At 59.8% G+C, this 17,403-nt stretch carries 15 protein-coding genes and 1 tRNA gene; 6 read left to right on the top strand and 10 right to left on the bottom strand.

Annotated features, from left to right (window positions below; translation table 11 throughout):
* Nucleotides 1–182: 182 nt before the first annotated feature.
* Complete coding sequence (locus tag DVJ77_RS06215) at nt 183–551, top strand: nuclear transport factor 2 family protein (RefSeq protein WP_114844590.1); 369 nt, start codon at nt 183–185, stop codon at nt 549–551.
* 829 nt (nt 552–1,380) lie between these two features.
* Here DVJ77_RS06215 and DVJ77_RS06210 read toward each other — a convergent pair.
* The 7 genes from DVJ77_RS06210 to grxD all read right to left on the bottom strand — a co-directional run bounded on the left by DVJ77_RS06210 (nt 1,381) and on the right by grxD (nt 10,293).
* A tRNA-Asn gene (locus tag DVJ77_RS06210) sits at nt 1,381–1,457 on the bottom strand.
* A gap of 71 nt (nt 1,458–1,528) precedes the next feature.
* Nucleotides 1,529–2,929, bottom strand: a complete 1,401-nt coding sequence (gene ppnN / locus DVJ77_RS06205) for a nucleotide 5'-monophosphate nucleosidase PpnN (RefSeq protein WP_114844589.1) — start codon at nt 2,927–2,929, stop codon at nt 1,529–1,531.
* Between the two features lie 176 nt (nt 2,930–3,105).
* Nucleotides 3,106–6,393: a TonB-dependent receptor gene (locus DVJ77_RS06200; protein WP_114844588.1), complete on the bottom strand. Its 3,288-nt coding sequence runs from the start codon at nt 6,391–6,393 to the stop codon at nt 3,106–3,108.
* A gap of 261 nt (nt 6,394–6,654) precedes the next feature.
* Entirely contained in the window at nt 6,655–8,367 is a 1,713-nt protein-coding gene (gene olsF / locus DVJ77_RS06195; protein WP_114844587.1) for a bifunctional ornithine lipid synthase OlsF, read from the bottom strand.
* Between the two features lie 151 nt (nt 8,368–8,518).
* Nucleotides 8,519–9,133, bottom strand: a complete 615-nt coding sequence (locus tag DVJ77_RS06190; RefSeq protein ID WP_114844586.1) for a YhgN family NAAT transporter — start codon at nt 9,131–9,133, stop codon at nt 8,519–8,521.
* Nucleotides 9,134–9,190: 57 nt separating this feature from the next.
* A complete protein-coding gene (locus tag DVJ77_RS06185) occupies nt 9,191–9,970 on the bottom strand; it encodes an SDR family NAD(P)-dependent oxidoreductase (RefSeq protein WP_114844585.1) in 780 nt (259 codons plus the stop codon).
* Nucleotides 9,970–10,293: a Grx4 family monothiol glutaredoxin gene (grxD, locus tag DVJ77_RS06180; RefSeq protein ID WP_114844584.1), complete on the bottom strand. Its 324-nt coding sequence runs from the start codon at nt 10,291–10,293 to the stop codon at nt 9,970–9,972. Before grxD ends, DVJ77_RS06185 begins: the two co-directional genes overlap by 1 nt.
* 106 nt (nt 10,294–10,399) lie before the next feature.
* Between grxD and sodB the strand changes: the two genes are divergently transcribed.
* Nucleotides 10,400–10,978, top strand: a complete 579-nt coding sequence (gene sodB, locus DVJ77_RS06175; RefSeq protein WP_114844583.1) for a superoxide dismutase [Fe] — start codon at nt 10,400–10,402, stop codon at nt 10,976–10,978.
* A 104-nt stretch (nt 10,979–11,082) separates the two neighbouring features.
* On the opposite strand, the gene DVJ77_RS06170 is transcribed toward sodB, so the two are convergent.
* Together DVJ77_RS06170 and purE are read right to left on the bottom strand one after the other, a co-directional pair.
* Nucleotides 11,083–12,240, bottom strand: a complete 1,158-nt coding sequence (locus DVJ77_RS06170; RefSeq protein ID WP_263853815.1) for a 5-(carboxyamino)imidazole ribonucleotide synthase — start codon at nt 12,238–12,240, stop codon at nt 11,083–11,085.
* Nucleotides 12,237–12,740 carry a 5-(carboxyamino)imidazole ribonucleotide mutase gene (gene purE / locus DVJ77_RS06165; RefSeq protein WP_114844582.1) on the bottom strand — a complete coding sequence of 168 codons (504 nt, stop codon included), beginning with the start codon at nt 12,738–12,740 and terminating at the stop codon, nt 12,237–12,239. Before purE ends, DVJ77_RS06170 begins: the two co-directional genes overlap by 4 nt.
* Nucleotides 12,741–12,805: 65 nt before the next feature.
* Between purE and DVJ77_RS06160 the strand changes: the two genes are divergently transcribed.
* From DVJ77_RS06160 to DVJ77_RS06145, 4 genes are all read left to right on the top strand, one after another.
* On the top strand, nt 12,806–13,078 hold the full coding sequence (locus DVJ77_RS06160; RefSeq protein ID WP_114844581.1) for a Trm112 family protein: 273 nt from the start codon (nt 12,806–12,808) through the stop codon (nt 13,076–13,078).
* Nucleotides 13,079–13,246: 168 nt separating this feature from the next.
* Entirely contained in the window at nt 13,247–15,529 is a 2,283-nt protein-coding gene (locus DVJ77_RS06155) for a DUF1631 domain-containing protein (protein WP_114844580.1), read from the top strand.
* On the top strand, nt 15,526–16,383 hold the full coding sequence (nadC, locus tag DVJ77_RS06150; protein WP_114844579.1) for a carboxylating nicotinate-nucleotide diphosphorylase: 858 nt from the start codon (nt 15,526–15,528) through the stop codon (nt 16,381–16,383). Before DVJ77_RS06155 ends, nadC begins: the two co-directional genes overlap by 4 nt.
* Nucleotides 16,384–16,425: 42 nt before the next feature.
* On the top strand, nt 16,426–16,830 hold the full coding sequence (locus tag DVJ77_RS06145) for a DUF3301 domain-containing protein (protein WP_114844578.1): 405 nt from the start codon (nt 16,426–16,428) through the stop codon (nt 16,828–16,830).
* 49 nt (nt 16,831–16,879) lie between these two features.
* On the opposite strand, the gene DVJ77_RS06140 is transcribed toward DVJ77_RS06145, so the two are convergent.
* Entirely contained in the window at nt 16,880–17,302 is a 423-nt protein-coding gene (locus DVJ77_RS06140) for a ClpXP protease specificity-enhancing factor (RefSeq protein WP_114844755.1), read from the bottom strand.
* Between the last annotated feature and the right edge of the window lie 101 nt (nt 17,303–17,403).

Below are 17,403 nucleotides of genomic sequence, written 5' to 3'. Positions count from 1 at the left end.
GATTTATGAATATTGCTCATGACACCATCCTTCGCAATAGGGCTAGTCTCATAAGAGGCTCTGCCCTAGGCTTTCAGTTACGTAACGCCAAGACTTTGGGCCGATGCACAAGCGCTTGACGCTTGGCATGGAATTGCCGGGCCGCATGAATCGGCTCGGCGCAACAACTTTCGAGGGCAACTATGTATTCGGATGATCTCGCTTTGCGATCGGTCGCTCAGACCTATTTCGACGCCGCCTATGAAATGGATGCCGAGAAATTTGCATCCCTATTTCATCCATCGAGTTCCGTGACAAAGATCGGCGAAGACGGCAGCGTGAGCGTCACGCCGATTGCGACGTGGCTAGCAGCCGTACGCAACACGAGAGCTCCAAAACAACAGGGCTTTGAGCGCGATGACCAGATCCTATCCATAGATGTCGAGAAGGAGCTCGCGGTCTTGAAGGTGAAATTGCAAGTCCCGCCGCGTGTCTTCACGGACATGCTGTCATGCTTGAAAGTTGATGGAACGTGGAAGATCGTCCAGAAGGTGATGACTTCGAACACGTAACAATGGCGCAAGTGAACGATATATCTACGACCGACCCGCTCTAGAAGACAGTCGTTGTCGTGACTATGCCGCACCACGGATCGACCGGCCTTCGCGACGCGCACGCGAGCCGGATACCGGATCAATCGCTTAGTTCATTGGAATCGGTCCGTCCATGGCAGTCTCCGAGCTGCGGCCTCATCTTTGGAAGCATGAGGTCCGCATTGGGAATGCGGACGCTCCGAAAGTATCGCCACAGCTCAGTTGGTCGTCTTTGCTGCCAAACAGATATCTCGGGCCCTCGCATAACAAGCCGCGCAGATTAAGGTCACTCCGAGCTCATTCTCAACCTCTTCGGACCACTCCCCTCCACATTCGACCCTGGCACCCTCGCATTGGGCGCACCACGCGTCAGGGTGCGCCGATTCGGGATCATCCGCATGGTAGAAGCCAACGGGATCGCCCGAAGACAAAGACTCAACGACGTGCCGACACACAAACGTCGCATCTTGACGACCGTGATTGCTGCATTCGACAGAATATTTCTCACGCATGGGCTCGAAAGCTGTCCAGCCAAAGGCGAGAAGATGCTATCAGAGATGTCCGCTTCGGGTGAGCGCGGACATTCGGAGCCACTAGCTACCGCGATAAATGAACGACATTGGCGGCAATAGACACCAATAGCTGCACTACCAACTCGCAAGCGGCCATAAGTCGGATGCGATGGTTCATTTGTATGACCATGAGGCGCCGACCGTGGAACCCACCGGGAAACCCTGACGTCTTACACATCGGTTTTACACAAACCCAAAAAACAAGGCCCTGCATCGCTGCAAGGCCTTGATATATCTGGCGCCCGAAGTTGGACTCGAACCAACGACCCCCTGATTAACAGTCAAGTGCTCTAACCAGCTGAGCTATTCGGGCGGGGTGAGCTGCGTAGTTTGAATATCGAGCGCCGGGCTGTCAAGCCGCCCAGCGCCTCAATGTTGCTCCAATTAGCTCGAACGGACCCGATAGCAGGGCTCATACGCTGTGGCACCGGGCAATTTCATCCGATGCTGAACCACGAAAGCCTGCAATAGTTCGTCGAGCGACCGCATGATGTCGGCTTCGCCATCAATGTCGAACGGGCCGTACTGCTCGATGGCTCGCACGCCCTCCTCCTTCACATTGCCGGCAACGATGCCCGAGAAGGCCCGGCGCAGATCAGCCGCCAACTCATGACGCGGACGGTCGCGATGGATCGCCAACGCGCGCATCGCCTCGTGAGTGGGGCGGAATGGCAACTGGAACGCATACGGGATACTGAGCGCCCAGTTGAAGAAGAACGCGTCCTTGTTATCCAGCCGGTGATTGCGCACCTTGTCGATGCCACGCACCATCGCCCTGGCCACTGCCGCGGGATCATCCACAACGATCTGATAGTGCTGGGCCACGCTGTCGCCCAGGGTCAGCCGCAAAAAGCGGTCGATCTGCTCGAAATACGCCGCCGACTGCTTCGGGCCGGTGAAAATCAGCGGGAACGGGATACCGGCGTTGTCGGGATGCAGCAGGATGCCAAGCAGGTAGAGAATCTCCTCGGCCGTACCGACGCCGCCCGGAAACACGATGATGCCGTGACCGAGGCGCACGAAGGCTTCGAGGCGCTTTTCGATGTCCGGCAAAATAACCAGATGGTTGACGATCGGGTTCGGCGACTCGGCCGCGATGATGCCCGGCTCGGTGATACCGATGTAGCGGTTGTTGCGCCGACGCTGTTTGGCATGCGCGATCGTCGCGCCCTTCATCGGGCCCTTCATCGCACCCGGGCCGCAGCCAGTGCAGATATCCATACCGCGCAAGCCGAGCTGGTAGCCCACCTGCTTGGTGTACTCGTACTCATCGCGCGAGATCGAGTGACCGCCCCAGCACACCACCAGGTTCGGGTCGATCTGGGCCTTCAAGATGCGCGCGTTGCGCAATATCTCGAACACGGCATGGGTAAGACCCACCGAATCATCGAGATCGAAACCGCCCTGCTCTAACTGAGTCGACACATAAACAATGTCGCGAACCACTGCGACCAGCAACTCGTTGATACCGCGGATAATCTGGCCATCCACAAACGCCTGTGCCGGCGCGTTGGACAACTCGATCTTGATACCGCGATCCTGCTGCAGCACTTGAATATCGAAATCAGGGAACTGTTCGAGCATGGTGAGCGGGTCGTCGCTCATGCTGCCCGAGGTCAGCACCGCCAGCGCGCAGCGGCGCAGCAAGGCGTGCAGACCCGAGCCACTGGCGTCGCGCAGACGCGCAACCTCGTTACGGGACAGAATGTCCAGGCCGCCTGCCGGCGAAATACGCGCGCTGACCCTGCCTGCGCGGCCCGCTTGACCGCCGTGAATATCGTTCATCGAATAAATCTCCTCGCCGCGCCCTCGCGGCATTGCGCCCACGCAACGACGCAGCGGACCGCTTAGCTTCCCGCGCCGGGCTCGGCGAGGTCAAGGCCAATCGTTGCATGACATTAAAAAGCCGGCGCCTTCGTGAGAAAGCGCCGGCCCGGTTCAGCCCTTCTTAAACGATATGCTTAGAAGGTGTATTTCAACGTCAACAGCACTGACCAACGCTGAGCGAGGTCGTCGTTGTTGTTGATATAGGTCGGCACGGCTTGTGGGCCGTAGCTGCCGCCCTGGTTGTAGTTGGTGCAGCTTGCAGTCTTGGCACCGCCGCCGCAATCGATGTTGTAGATGTACTTGCCGGTTGCCTTATCGATACCGTAGTAATCGGCCAAGGCACGGCCACCGGGGAAGTTCACGCGCTTCTCAATGCCCCACTTCTTGTTGAGCAAGTTGGTGAAGTTGTAAACATCCAGGCGAACGATGCCTTTATTGCCCTTGAAGATACCCGGCACTTCCTGGCTGAAGCTCAAGTCGATCTGGTTGATCCAGCCGGCTCGATCGTCGTTGCGCTTGGCCACTTGACCCTGATGTTCACGCAGGTAGTTGTTCTTCTGGATGTAGTCGTAGAACTGCTGGATCAGCTTCGGATCGGTGCCTGGACGGAACAGCACATCGCCTTGGCGCGGGATATAGACCAGGTCGTTGCTGTAGCCGTCGCCATTGGCATCGTTGCCGAAGGTCCAGCTATACGGGGATGCCGAGTGGCCGTCGTAGAAGATGCTGGCACTGGTGTTGTAGTCGCCGAAGAAGCGATGCTGCCAGTTCAACGATGCAATCACGCGACGCGGGATCGAGTAGTTCGAGGTGCTGGCAACGTTCTCGTTCGAGTTGTAAACGTAGTTGTTGCCGTAGTTCGAGTTAGCCACGCTGGACGTGCCCGGATTCACCTCGGTCGAACGGCTCCAGGTGAAACCGACCATGCCGGACCAATCATCCGAGAACGGCTTCTTCAACGACAACGCGATGCTGTCGGAGCTGCCCTTGCTGGTATTGGCAAGGTTAATCATCTGACCGGAGAACGCCTTGTTTGCGTTAGCGCGCACCGACTGGCCCTTATCGGTCGGGGCGGCATTCTGCAAGGCGTAATACGAGTTGCGGCCATCGGGTGTCACAAACTGCGGGGCACCCAGGTTTACGTTCTGGAACCAGATCGCATCGCGGCTCTGGATGTGCTGCCAGTCCGCCGTTGCGACCATGCCCCACCACGGCAGCTCGCGATCAAAGCCGAGGCTGATCTTCCACGAAGTCGGGATCTTCCAATCCGGCGAAATCGTATTGACCGTCATCTGGCCCGCGCCAAGAGCGCCATTGTTCTGATGTAACGGATCTGCACTGAAGGCTGGCAGATTCACATTGCACGGCTTCGCCTGAGTTGGACCGCAGTTGTACTGGGTCTGAGTCATACCCGAGTTGGAGAAGATATTCCCCATCCACACGGCCGGGCCGTTGGTCACGAACAGGCCAGCACCACCACGCAACTGAGTCATGCGCTCAGTGTCGAAGGTGTAGTTGAACGATAGGCGCGGCTGCACGACGCGGTGGCCGTTGATCGTCTCCTGATTGCTACGACCATAGGCGGCAGCGTACGTCGGGTTATAGATCGGCTTATCGCTCATCAACGGAATGTCGATACGGAAACCGTACTGCACCGACAGGTTGTTGTTGACCTGCCAGGTATCTTGCAAGAACAGACCCCATTGATTGAGGTTGAACTTGGCAGCCACATCGCTCAGCGAACGGCCGTCTGCCGGGCGGTTATAGCGATACTGATAGTAGTTGCCGGCCTGGAAGTTCTGCAGGCCGGTGATCGCTCCGTTATTGCTGTCCTGGAAGCTGTAGCTGCCGAAATAATTCTGCAGGAACAGGTTGTAGTACTCGCCGCGTTCGAAGTCGAAGCCGCCTTTAACGGTGTGCTCGCCGAGATACAACGTGCCAGCCCAGGCTGCGTTATAGGTCTTCGTCTTGAGCACGTTGGCCTGGCTTGAATACTCCGTACCGAACTCCACCGAAGGACCACCAAATGTGGTCGGATAAACGGTCACATCCGGCATTGCCACGCCGTTATACGGGCCGCGATTCTGGGTGAAGCTGGCATACGACAGCGTGGTGTCGGTGGAGAAAACATCCGACCAGTCGTCGTAGAAATGCAGCGCGTAGCTCTTGTTGTCGACCTTGGTTTTATACCAACCGCTGGACAGCACCAGTTTAGTGGTGCTGCCGCTGATGATCGGCTTGGTTTCCTTGGTCTCACTGAAAGTGAAGCTGGCGCGATGATTGTTGCTGATGTTCCAGTCGATCTTGCCGAGATAGCGCTTGTCTTCCAGATTGGAATTGCCGCCGCCGACAGAACCGAGATCGGAAAGACCCTTGGCCGCGGCGATGCTGCGAATCTGCTGCACCTGGGCACTGGTCAAGCCATTGATTGGCGTAGCCGCACCTGAATCCTGCGGACCATAGGGGCTACCGGAACCGATCTGCGTGCTCTTTTCCACCAAACCAAAGAAGAACAACTTGTCTTTGATGATCGGGCCGCCGAAGGTGGCGCCGCCAGTCCACTGGCGATCAAAGCCGGCGTACTCTTTGCCGGCCACGTTGTCGCCGATCATGTTCTTGTTCTGGAACGAGTAGTACACCGAACCGTGGAAATCGTTGGTGCCGCTCTTGGTAACCGCGTTGACGTTCGCACCCAGGCCGCGGCGGGTAGCGACGTCATAGTTTGCGGTCGAGATGTTGTATTCCTCGATCGCATCCTGCGAGATCGGCGTACCCAAGGTGGGCAAGCCGTTGGCGTTCAAGCCGAACGGGTCGTTCGCACTGACCGAGTCGACAGTGATGTTGTTGTAACGGCTGTTCTGGCCAACGGCCGAGATCTCGCCGCGGGCGCGATCGGTGATGGTGATGCGCGGGTCGAGACGGACAATATTCTGGATCGAGCGACCCGGAGTCGGTGTAGCTTCCAACTCGCGACGCGAGATATTAGTGCTGATGCCTTTGTTATCCGGCGTGAAGGTCTGCGACAGAGCATTGGCCGACACGGTAACGCTGGCGAGATTCTTGGCAGCCTGTGCTTGCGCACCGCCCATCGTCAGATTGACAGCGGTGTCTTGTGCTAGCTGCAGGTAAACATTGTCTTGTTCGGACTGGGTGCCATCTTTGGACACTTTGACATCGAACGGACCACCCACGCGCAAACCTTGTGCCGCGTAGCGGCCATTGGCGTCAGTGGTGGTGGTTTTAGTGGTGCCCGTTGGCCCGTGCACGATCTGCACAGATGCACCAACAATCGGCTGACCACTGGCATCTAGCACGCGACCGCTAATCGAGGACGAGGTGTCCTGGGCGATGGCGGGTACCGCAACGGCTAATAGCGATGCGATGGCAAACGGCAGGACTTTGGCTCGAATTCGATTATTCATTCTTGATGGATCCCTAAAAGACGCAACGGAATTTTTTGCGGTTCTGAAATCAGACATGGCAATGCCCGGCCTAGGCCAGGCATACATCGCATATGAATTGATTTCCCCGGATGACGCTTGCTATGTACGAGACATGCAACGGCGAGTCCGCCTCGCCTGCCAACTAAGTGTTAAGCGAATTTAACGACATTCTATGACACTTTTATAACAACTTCACTTCGTTTCGACGGCATTAACTGCAGGACGCCGGGTACTCAAGCGTCAAGTTTTACCAAGATAACGAGCACGTTTAGCTGGCTTGAGGCTGGCTAGATCCAGCATGACCAGGCCATCGACACAACCGGAGAAGCTCGGGTCTTCGCCAAAATCGAAGAACTGCACACCTTCTGGCTCGACCAGATCGACGTACTGGCGGTATAGCACCGGCAAGGTGACGCCCAGGGCGTCCAGATGGTGCTTGAGCTTGCCCAGTCCCGCAGCCGGATCCAGCCCGTCCAGGGCAAGCCGCACCACATCGATCACAGCTTGCGACACCACGAAAGGCTGTCGCGCCGAAGCCAGGCCAGAAACGCCGAAGTAATGCTGATGAGCGGCGGCAATCCATTCACGCGCCTCGCGTGGCAGGCTCACCGACATGCTCACCGGGCCAAACACGTAACACAGCTCAGGATGCCGCTGCAGGTACAAGCCAATGCCCTGCCAGAGCTGATCCAACGCACGCGAGCGCCAGTAAGCCGGTGCAATAAAGCTGCGGCCTAATTCAAGCCCTTGCGCCAGGCGCGATTCCAATGCCTTGGAATAATTGAATAGGCTGGCCGTGTACAAACCAGCCATGCCACGCTCGGCAATCAGCCGACCGCCATGACCCAGGCGGTAGGACGCAACAATGCGCAGCACCTTTGGATCCCACAGCACCAAATGTTCGTAATGCGGATCGTAGATATCGAGATCACGCCGCGCGCCGGTACCTTCGCCCACTTTGCGGAAAGTCAGCTCGCGCAGACGGCCGATCTCGCGCATCACCACGCTGTCGGTGGCGCCTTTGAACAGCAGCACTTGCTTGCCGTCGCTGAGATCGGCCAGCTTTTCGGCCTGGGCCAATAATTCGGCGGCCACCCGCTCGATCGGCTCGGGATGCGCCAACGGCGCCTGACCACCGAAGATCAGGCCACGGCGACGGCCCACGCGATATACATGCCGGCGCATCAATTTGGCCGCACGCTCGGGCGAATCGCCGCTGCGTTGCGCCAACTCTTCGGGGCTAACCAGCGCACCGACACTGAAACCGATCCGCTGCTTCACCGGCGCCACCGCCTCACGCGGCAGCATGGCAGTGCTAAGCGGCTTGGCCAGCATCGACAGGCCATAGAACATGGCCGAGTTGCGGGCGGCCACATGGATGGGCAGCACGGCTGTTTTGCTGCGTAGCGCGAGGCGAGCGAAACCGTCCGACCAGCGTCCGTCGCGTACGCCACCGGCCCTTACGCGTGAGACTTCGCCAGCGGGAAACACAATCAGCGCCTCGCCGCGACCCAAGGCACGGTAGATTTCGCGTAGGCGCGAGGCCGAGCCTTTGCCGAACACGTCTACCGGCAACAGCAGCTTGGCCAAACCTGGAATCAGCGCCAGCCAGTCGTTGCCGAGAATGCGCACGTCGCCACGCACCGAGCCGACCAGTTGCAGCAGCGCCAGCGCATCGACCATGCCCAGCGGATGGTTGGCCACCACCAAGACGCCGCCCTCGACCGGAATGTTCTCCCGTTCGCGCGGATTAATTTGATAACTCGCACCTAAAACGTCGAGCGCGCGCTCGACGAAATCGAAACCTTCTACGTCTGCGCACTGTTCAAGCACGCGGTTGAATCCGGCCTCATCGGCCAAACGGCCAAGCATACCTGCCACCGGACGCCGGATCTTGGGGTGCTGTGCCAACCATGGCAGACGTTCAGTGAGGGTATGTTCAACGCTAAGCATGACCGCCTCCTCGGGACACAAGCTTCATCCTGGTGAAGGATTATGACAGCAAGGTGATCGCGCCGGGACGTAATCTCGACACGTTCTTTCGCCGACTGTTTTAAACGACCCGCCTAAATCGCTCGGCTCGACCACTTTATAGACGACCGATTCAGCCAGCCATATGCATTCCGGCCATATGCAGGTAGGCGACGATGCCGCCAAGAAACATCTGCACCGACAGCGCGATCAACAACATGCCCATCACACGCTCAAGCGCGGTGAGCACGCTTTCGCCCAGCCAACGAAACAAATAGGTGGAGCACAACAGGATGACTGCGGTAGCAAACCAGGCCCCCAGCAACGCGATCGCCCAATCCGCGGTACGGCCGGGCTGGGAGCCGGTCAACAGCAGCAAGGCAGCCATCGCCGAAGGACCGGCCACACCGGGAATCGCCATGGGCACGATAAACGGCTCGCCTTCACCCGGCTTACCGAAAATGCCACCGCCATCGGCCGGCGGAAACACCATGCGGATACCAATCAGAAACAACACGATGCCACCGGCAATGCTGATCGACTCCTGCTTGAGCTGCAGCACTTTAAGAATGTGCTGACCGCCGACCAGGAAGGCCAGCAATACGCCAAGAGCGATCAAGAGTTCGCGGATCAGCACCTTGCGCCGCCGCTTAGGCGCTACATCTTTGAGCAGGCTCAGAAAAATCGGGATATTGCCGAGCGGGTCCATAATCAAGAACAGCAGGATCGCCGCAGACAAGGTGGTCATTTGCGCTTCCACATCAGCCCCCTGATCCAAGCCCAACCACGATCAACATCAACACCATCAAGATGTTGATTCCTCTTGTCGCAGATCAAGCACGGCGCCACGCGCCGGTAAGGCCTGTGCGCTGAGCAGATACACGATGGCAGCCGCGCTGGCATCGGGCAACGGTTGCAGGCTGGTGTCTTCGCCGAAATACGCCTGCCGCCGCAATGCGGTCCGCATCGGCGCCGGCAGCAAGGCATGCGTGCGCAGCGAACCGCTGTCCGTTTCCTGATGGAGTATCTCGACGAAGCGTTCCAACGCCGCCTTGGACACTCCGTAACCACCCCAATGCGCACGTGATAGCAAGCCCGGATCGTCCAGGACGAAAACAGCCGCACTGTCGGCCGCCTGCCGTAGCAGCGGCATGCAAGCCTGGGTCAGCGCAAACGGTGCCGATACATTTACATGCAGTGCGCGCAGCCAGTCGTCCGGCTTGTGCATATCCATCGGGGTGAGGCCATTGAAGCTGGCCGCGGCATGGACGATGCCATCGAGGCGACCAAAATCACGCTCCAACCCCTCGGCCAGCGCGGCGTAATCGCGTGGCGTGGCAACCTCCATATCGAGCGGGTGGATGATCGGCTCGGGCAGCGACTCGGCAAGCATCGCGTCATAGAGCTGCTCCAATTGCCGCTTGCGCTTGCCGGTAATCACCACGGTGGCGCCCGCACGCGCCGCAGCACGTGCGACAGCGCTACCCAGGCCGCCGTAAGCACCGGTGACCAGGATCACTCGACCTGCCAGGGTATCGGCCGCGGGCATCCAGTCCGCCGGCAAATGCGCTATCGGCAACGCCATCAGTGCGTTGCTCCGCTGACGTCGCTCACCATCCGGGCCAGCTCGCCAGAGGATTTCAGATCTTCGATGATGTCGCAGCCGCCCATCAGCTCACCCTGAATAAACAGTTGCGGAAAAGTGGGCCAATTCGCGTAGTGCGGCAGTGCCGCGCGCACTTCGGGGTCGGCGAGCACGTTGATAGCATAGAAGTCCGCACCGGACTCCTTAAGCGCTTGCACGCCGCGACTGGAAAAGCCGCACATTGGAAATTGCGGCGTGCCTTTCATGAAAAGCACGATGGCGTGATCGGCCAGCGTTGCCTTGATTCGTTCGTTAACGTCCATAGCTTTAGGTTTCATCATTACAATGCTTGCAGATAGGTAGTGTATCAGTCGTACATCGGCCACCGCCGACCCGACCTCCCCTCAGCCAACGCCAAGGAGCCACCGCATGGCCATCGAACTCCCCGCTCTGCCTTATGAAAAAAACGCGCTTGAGCCGCACATCTCCGCCGAAACGCTGGAGTTTCACTACGGCAAGCATCACCAGGCCTACGTTACCAACCTCAACAACCTCATCAAGGGCACCGAGTTCGAGAACGCGGCACTTGAGGACATCATCAAGAAGTCCTCTGGCGGTGTATTCAACAACGCCGCACAGATCTGGAACCACACCTTCTACTGGCACTCGCTAAGCCCCAAGGGCGGCAGCGCGCCGACCGGCAAGCTGGCCGACGCGATCACCAAAGCCTTCGGCTCGTTCGAGCAGTTCAAGGAAGAGTTCACCAAGGCGGCCATCGGCAATTTCGGCTCCGGCTGGACCTGGCTGGTGCAGCGCCCAGACGGCTCTCTCGGCATCGCCAGCACCTCCAACGCCGCCACGCCGATCACCGGTAGCGACAAGCCGCTGCTCACCGTGGATGTGTGGGAGCACGCTTACTACATCGACTACCGCAACGCCCGTCCGAAATACCTGGAAGCGTTCTGGAATCTGGTCAACTGGGACTTCGCGAGCAAGAACCTGGTTTGATTAAAGGCACCTCCCCCTCCAATTGCCGGGGGAGGTTTGGAGAGGGCGAGGTCCGCAAGGACTTCCCCACTCTCAAACCCCACGAGTCAGCGGAGGAAACCTCGCTATTCCAACTCGCGCACGGCCGGGTCGGCCTGCTGATCGCGATTGAGCGCGTGAGCAATACCGCCAAGCCGCTCGACCATACGCAATGAATCTGGCGCACATACCGTGGCATGCCCCACTTTGCGGCCAGCACGCGGCAGCTTGCCGTAGTCGTGCCAATGGGCATCGACGGCGTGAAGCACGGGTGCCGCATCCGGCAGCTCGCCAATCCAGTTGAACATGGCCGACAGCCCGCGCGCCGAGGTATCGCCCAGCGGCAAGCCAAGCACGGCACGCACGTGATTCTCGAACTGGCTGGTCAACGCGCCTTCGATCGTCCAATGGCCGGAGTTATGTACGCGCGGCGCCATTTCGTTGCCGAGCAGTTCGCCGTCTTTGACGAATAGCTCCAACGCAAACACGCCGACATAGTCCAGGCGCTCGGCCAGAGTACGGGCCAATTGGGTAGCACGCTCCTGCAATGCATCGATGTCCGGCGCCGGCGCCAGACTCAGTGAAAGCACGCCATCGGTATGCCAGTTCTGTGTCAGCGGCCAAGTGCGGAATTCACCATCCCGGCCGCGTACGGCAATCACCGAAAGCTCGCGCTCAAAGGGCACGAACGCCTCCAGGATCAGCCCATGCGCCGCCGCTTGCGAACCCAGGGTCGCCCAGGCGGCATCCGCGTCGTCGAGTGCACGAAGGCGGAACTGCCCCTTGCCGTCATAACCCAGACGGCGGGTCTTGAGAATCGCTGGCGCGCCAACCGTAGCCAGGGCTTGATCGAGATCGGCCCGCGTGTCCACCGCCATGAACTCTGGCGTACGCAGCCCGCACTCGCGGAACAAGGTTTTCTCGGCTAACCGGTCTTGCGCCACCGCTAGCGCACGCGGCGCGGGAAACACCGCTACCTTTTGCGCCAGGCGCTGAGCCGTCTCGGCAGGTACGTTCTCGAAGTCAAAGGTGACCACGTCAACCTGAGCGGCAAACTGCTCCAGCGCGGCATAGTCGGTCCAATCGGCCACCACCAACGGCGCGACCTGCCCGGCACAGGCATCGGCGGCGTTATCTACCACTAGAGCTTTAACACCCAGCGGGGCAGCAGCGAGCGCCAGCATGCGTGCTAGCTGACCACCGCCGAGAATGCCCAGCACGGGTTGACGACGAATTTGATTCACGAGCGTGGATCCGAATGGTCGAGCACGCTTTGCGTCTGCCGCGCTCGATAGCTATCCACTGCCGCCGCCAGCACGGGGTCGTGCAAAGCCAATACCGCAGCAGCGAGCAGGCCGGCATTGACGGCGCCGGCACGGCCGATGGCCAGGGTGCCTACCGGAATACCGGCCGGCATCTGCGCAATCGACAGCAGCGAATCCATGCCGTTGAGCGCCTTGGACTGCACCGGCACGCCGAACACCGGCAGCCGCGTCTTGGCCGCCAACATGCCTGGCAAGTGGGCCGCCCCACCGGCCCCAGCGATAATGATCTGGATGCCGCGCCCCACGGACTCTTCCGCATAGCGAAACAACAGATCGGGCGTACGATGGGCCGACACCACCTGCACCTCGTGCGGCACACCCAGCTCGGTCAGCACACTGGCGGCGTGCTCCATGGTTTCCCAGTCAGAACGGGAGCCCATCACTACGCCGACAAGCGGCGTCCTGGCTGTCGAAGTCATGGTTCGGCCATCCAAAAACCGCTATTGTACGAACTTTCCGGGCCTCGACACGACCTGTACTTCCTATGGATAAGCGCCTGCTCGACATCTTGTGCTGCCCCGTCAGCAAAACCCCGGTACGACTGCTCGGCAAAACCGAACTCGATGCGCTCAATACCGCCATCGCCAACGGCCAAATCGACAATGTGACCGGCACGGCGATCCACGAGAAGCTGTCCGAGGGGCTCATCACGATCGATCGCAAGGTGATCTACCGCATCGACGATGGCATCCCGGTGATGCTGCCCGAAGAAGGCATCGGCACCACCCAGATGCAGAATTTCCCCGCATCCGCATGAACTTACGCCGGGCGGCACGACCAACGCGCCATGCCGTCTATCTCAGCCATGCCAACTAGGGCATGACAATCGCCACAAATTTCGCTTATCGTGCGGTGGGTCTGCGGCAGGGACGACTCGCCCAGAATCAAGCATCATCGCGTAGCGAAACACTTCAGGGGTGTGGCGATGAAAGACGCCAGTGAATCATCCAACATCGTAAGCCTCAGCCAGCGCCTGGACCCTTCCAGCGAGCGCGGCGGTGCGCTGTTGAATACCGTGCGCGATATTGCGGGGAGGCGCCTGCAGCTATTGATAAACGGTATGTTCGAGCATGTCGACGACGCCTTGTTCGACCTGGCCGAAAAAGCCGAGAACAATGCCGCGCAGATGCATTACTTCGACGGCATGCGCGAAGTTCGCAAGCGCCGTCCGGTCGTCGAGCGCGGCTTTCTGAGCCTGGTCGCACGCGGCCTGGCCGACTTCGCCAGTAACCATCGGCACACGGCCGACAATGTCATGGGCAGCCCCCTGCCGATCGGCAGCGTGGAGCTGTCCCTGGTTGCCGACAACGAGCTGGAGGAGTCGCTGGCGATCACCAGCATGATCGGCAAGAACGAAACACGCCTCACGCGTGACTTGTTCGCCGTCAATCAACGCTTATCGGTGATCTACGGCGGCATCAAGATCGACGATGCCAATAATCCGGTCGGTCCGGCAGCTCTTGCCCAGGCATTTCGCCAGGCGATGCGCGAGCTGAACGCCGAGATGCGCGTCAAGCTCATTATCTACAAGCTGTTTGATCGCTATGTGTTCGCCACCCTGGACGAGCTTTATCAGGAGGTCAACGCCGAGCTGATCCGCGCTGGCGTACTGCCACAGCTACGCCATGAACTGCCGCGCAACGCCGGCCAGTCACCGGCCGCCGGCGCAGGCCAAGAGCAGCAGCATGCTATTGGCGAACAAGCCGACACCTTCCTTGCTGAGGACGGTGGTGCCGAATTGCTGCAAACCCTGCGTACCTTGTTCAGCGTACGACGTGGTCCGTCCGATGGCCGTTCGATCGCCGGCCCGTTACATGCCCCCAGCGTCAACGAGTTGGTCGGCGCGCTAAGCGTGCTGCAAAGCCAAGCGGCCGAAAGCATCCAGCCATCATCGCTGCAGACAACCGACACCGTCGACCTTGCGCGCGAAGTATTGCTGCTGAAAGAGCAGTTGCTGATGCAGCTAGGCTCCTTGCGCGGCGAAAAACCGGGGCATGTGGCCACCGTCGACGAAGACACCATCGACCTGGTCGGCATGCTGTTCGAGTTCATTCTCGAAGATCGCAACCTGCCGACCGAGATGCAGGTGCTGCTGGCGCGACTGCAGATCCCCTATCTCAAAGCGGCGATTATCGATCGCAAACTGTTTGCCCATCGCCAACACCCCGCCCGGCGCCTGCTGGATGGCTTGGCCGATGCGGCGACAGCATGGTCGACGGAATCGGATCGCGATCACCGGCTGCACGAGAAAGTGAAGTCCATCGTCGACCGCCTTTTGCAGGATTTCGACGACGACCTCAGCATCTTTGAGCGCCTGAACACCGAACTGCATGAATTCCAGGACGGCAATCGCCGCCGCGCGGAATTGTCCGAGCAGCGCGTCGCCGAATCCACTCGCGGACGCGAAAAACTGGAGCAGGCTCGCCGCACCGCCGCCCGTGAAATTCTCGGGCGCGTTGGCGATCATTCGCTGCCACCGCTGATCCACGGCATTCTCAGCCGCGCCTGGGCCAACTACCTGGTTCTTACCCTGCTGCGCCAAGGCGAAGAATCGAGCGAGTACCGCGACGCGCTACGTTTCATCAACGACTTCATCGCCAGTACCCGCCCAGCGCGCGAACCCGAAGAGCGCCGTGCATTGCGGCAAATGCTGCCCGGCATCGAACGCGCATTGCGTCGCGGCCTCGCTAACGTGGCCTTTCAAGAAAACGATATCGAGCGTCTGCTGGCCCAACTGCACACCTACTACCGGCATCAGCTCGGCGAAGCGGTATCTGAAGCCGAAGTACGGGCTATCGAAGAAGCCGCCACGCTGCCGATACCCGAAAATATTCAACCAGTGGTCGACACTGCGCCCGAATCCGTCGAGCCGGAGCCAGGCACCGAAGATCCGCTTGAGAACAGCCCGGCGCTCGAGCAAGTGCGCGAACTCAAACCCGGCCATTGGCTCGAGTTCAGCGCCGATAACGCCTCCGTCGAACGCGCCAAGTTGTCGTGGATCAGCCCGATGAGCGGCCGCTATTTATTCGTCAATCGACGCGGGCTGAAAGTCGCCGACTACTCGCCTTACGAATTGGCTGCCGCCCTTACCGACGGCACCGCCCGCATTCTCGAATCCACCGCCTTGTTCGATCGGGCGCTGGATGCCATTGTCGGCCGCCTCAGCCAGACTGCCGCTGTCGCTGCCACACCATCACGCCCCACATGACGCCAACACAAACGCTGACCCCGCCCTCCTTCGAACACATTCAAGCCGACGTCGAACGTGCCTTTGCCGAGGATATCGGCAGCGGTGACGCTACCGCTCAATTGCTGCCTGCCGGCTCACGGGCGCACGCCGCCCTGACCTGCCGCGAAGCAGCCGTCATCGCCGGCACGCCGTGGTTCGACGCATGCTTTCGCCGGCTTGATCCCAGCGTTCGGATTGACTGGCAAGTTAAAGACGGCGAGCGAGTCGAGCCCGGCGCGATCATTTGCCGGCTGGAAGGCGACGCCCGTGCGATGGTTAGCGCCGAGCGCTCGGCGCTGAATTTTCTGCAGTTACTATCGGGTACCGCAACGATCACCGCGACCCACGTCGCCGCAGTGGCCGGCAGCAAGACCCGCGTACTCGATACACGCAAAACCGTACCCGGCCTGCGCCTGGCGCAGAAATACGCCGTGCGTTGCGGCGGTGGCCATAATCACCGCATCGGCCTGTACGACGCGATCCTGGTCAAGGAAAACCACATCATCGCGGCCGGCGGTATCCAGGCCGCTGTCGAAGCAGCACGCCGACTGCATCCATCGTTGCTGCTCGAAGTCGAGGTCGAGAATCTCGACGAGCTGCGGCAAGCGCTCGCCATCGGTGTCGATCGCATCATGCTCGACAACTTCAGCCTGCCGGACATGCGCGAAGCGGTACGTGTCACCGCCGGCCGCGTGCCGCTTGAGGTTTCTGGCGATGTCGACCTGACCACCATCGGCGATATAGCTCATACCGGTGTGGATTTCGTCTCGATTGGCTCACTGACTAAGCACGTACGTGCGGTGAATCTCTCATTGCGGCTGCAATTGGACTAAACCGAGCTTGCACCGGCCTAGGTGCGCCCACACACTGCGGGCATGAGCAAGCTATCCGACCTGATTCTGCTACTCGCGCTGATGACCCTGGTCGGCCTTTGGCTCAAGCTAAATCGCAGCCGCGAGCTGGCTGTCGGCGAGGCACGCGCACAGTGTCATCGGCACGGCCTGCAATTACTGGATGAAACAGTGGGGCTACGTGGACTGCGTCTGCGTCGTATCGACGGACAGCGCATGCTGGAACGCTGCTACGCCTTCGAGGTGAGTATCGACGGCGACGACCGTGAGCCTGGCCGGCTATGGATGGTCGGCAATGTGCTTACCGGACTGAGCTTGCCGACCATCGAGTTACAGCTCAAGGAGCCCGGCAAGCAGCCCTCATCTACCCCGGCCAACAACGTCGTGCCGCTGCGGCCACGATTGGGTAATGACAAGGATATTCACTGACTCCCCCTTGTTTACACAGGGAGGAGTCGGTTCTCACGAGAAGCCAGGGCTACTTCACCACCCGCAGATGCGAGCCGCTGCGCTTGGGCTTGTCGCCGGCGGCATCGCCAGTGGATGCGGGGGTGGGTTCCGGGCTCGATGGAGATGGCGGCGTATCGCCCCCCTCTTCGGCTGGAAACATCATGCCCTGACCGTTTTCTTGCGCGTATAAGGCCAGCACGGCGTGCACCGGAATATAGATCTGCTGGCTGGTACCGGAGAAACGGGCCTGGAAGCTGATCCACTCGTTACTCAGATCGAGATGAGCCACCGCGCGCATAGCGAGGTTAAGCACCACCTGGCCGTTTTTCACCACCTGCGGCGGCACCTGCACACCTTCGCGAGTGGCATCCACCAGCACGTACGGCGTGAGATTGTTATCGGTGATCCAGTCGTAGATCGCCCGTAACAGATACGGGCGATTGGAGGTCATCGAGGAAGGTTCTTCGGTCATGCTTGGGCCTGCTTATGATCTCCAGGCGGCCCACGCCAGGAGTGGTTTACGCGCGCTACGCAGTGGGAGCTGGCGACAAC

This window comes from Dyella tabacisoli, assembly GCF_003350925.1.
GTDB classification, from domain to species: Bacteria; Pseudomonadota; Gammaproteobacteria; order Xanthomonadales; family Rhodanobacteraceae; genus Dyella_C; species Dyella_C tabacisoli.
This window is presented reverse-complemented; position numbering and strand designations above follow the sequence as displayed.

What these genes read in the sequence shown, in the direction of transcription:
- DVJ77_RS06200 (WP_114844588.1), bottom strand. Translation starts at nt 6,393, where the DNA reads ATGAATAATCGAATTCGAGCCAAAGTCCTGCCGTTTGCCATCGCATCG.
- DVJ77_RS06140 (WP_114844755.1), bottom strand. Translation starts at nt 17,302, where the DNA reads ATGACCTCCAATCGCCCGTATCTGTTACGGGCGATCTACGACTGGATC.
- DVJ77_RS06145 (WP_114844578.1), top strand. Translation starts at nt 16,426, where the DNA reads ATGAGCAAGCTATCCGACCTGATTCTGCTACTCGCGCTGATGACCCTG.
- DVJ77_RS06160 (WP_114844581.1), top strand. Translation starts at nt 12,806, where the DNA reads ATGGATAAGCGCCTGCTCGACATCTTGTGCTGCCCCGTCAGCAAAACC.
- DVJ77_RS06155 (WP_114844580.1), top strand. Translation starts at nt 13,247, where the DNA reads ATGAAAGACGCCAGTGAATCATCCAACATCGTAAGCCTCAGCCAGCGC.
- nadC (WP_114844579.1), top strand. Translation starts at nt 15,526, where the DNA reads ATGACGCCAACACAAACGCTGACCCCGCCCTCCTTCGAACACATTCAA.
- purE (WP_114844582.1), bottom strand. Translation starts at nt 12,740, where the DNA reads ATGACTTCGACAGCCAGGACGCCGCTTGTCGGCGTAGTGATGGGCTCC.
- sodB (WP_114844583.1), top strand. Translation starts at nt 10,400, where the DNA reads ATGGCCATCGAACTCCCCGCTCTGCCTTATGAAAAAAACGCGCTTGAG.
- DVJ77_RS06215 (WP_114844590.1), top strand. Translation starts at nt 183, where the DNA reads ATGTATTCGGATGATCTCGCTTTGCGATCGGTCGCTCAGACCTATTTC.
- DVJ77_RS06185 (WP_114844585.1), bottom strand. Translation starts at nt 9,970, where the DNA reads ATGGCGTTGCCGATAGCGCATTTGCCGGCGGACTGGATGCCCGCGGCC.
- olsF (WP_114844587.1), bottom strand. Translation starts at nt 8,367, where the DNA reads ATGCTTAGCGTTGAACATACCCTCACTGAACGTCTGCCATGGTTGGCA.
- ppnN (WP_114844589.1), bottom strand. Translation starts at nt 2,929, where the DNA reads ATGAACGATATTCACGGCGGTCAAGCGGGCCGCGCAGGCAGGGTCAGC.
- grxD (WP_114844584.1), bottom strand. Translation starts at nt 10,293, where the DNA reads ATGGACGTTAACGAACGAATCAAGGCAACGCTGGCCGATCACGCCATC.
- DVJ77_RS06190 (WP_114844586.1), bottom strand. Translation starts at nt 9,133, where the DNA reads ATGACCACCTTGTCTGCGGCGATCCTGCTGTTCTTGATTATGGACCCG.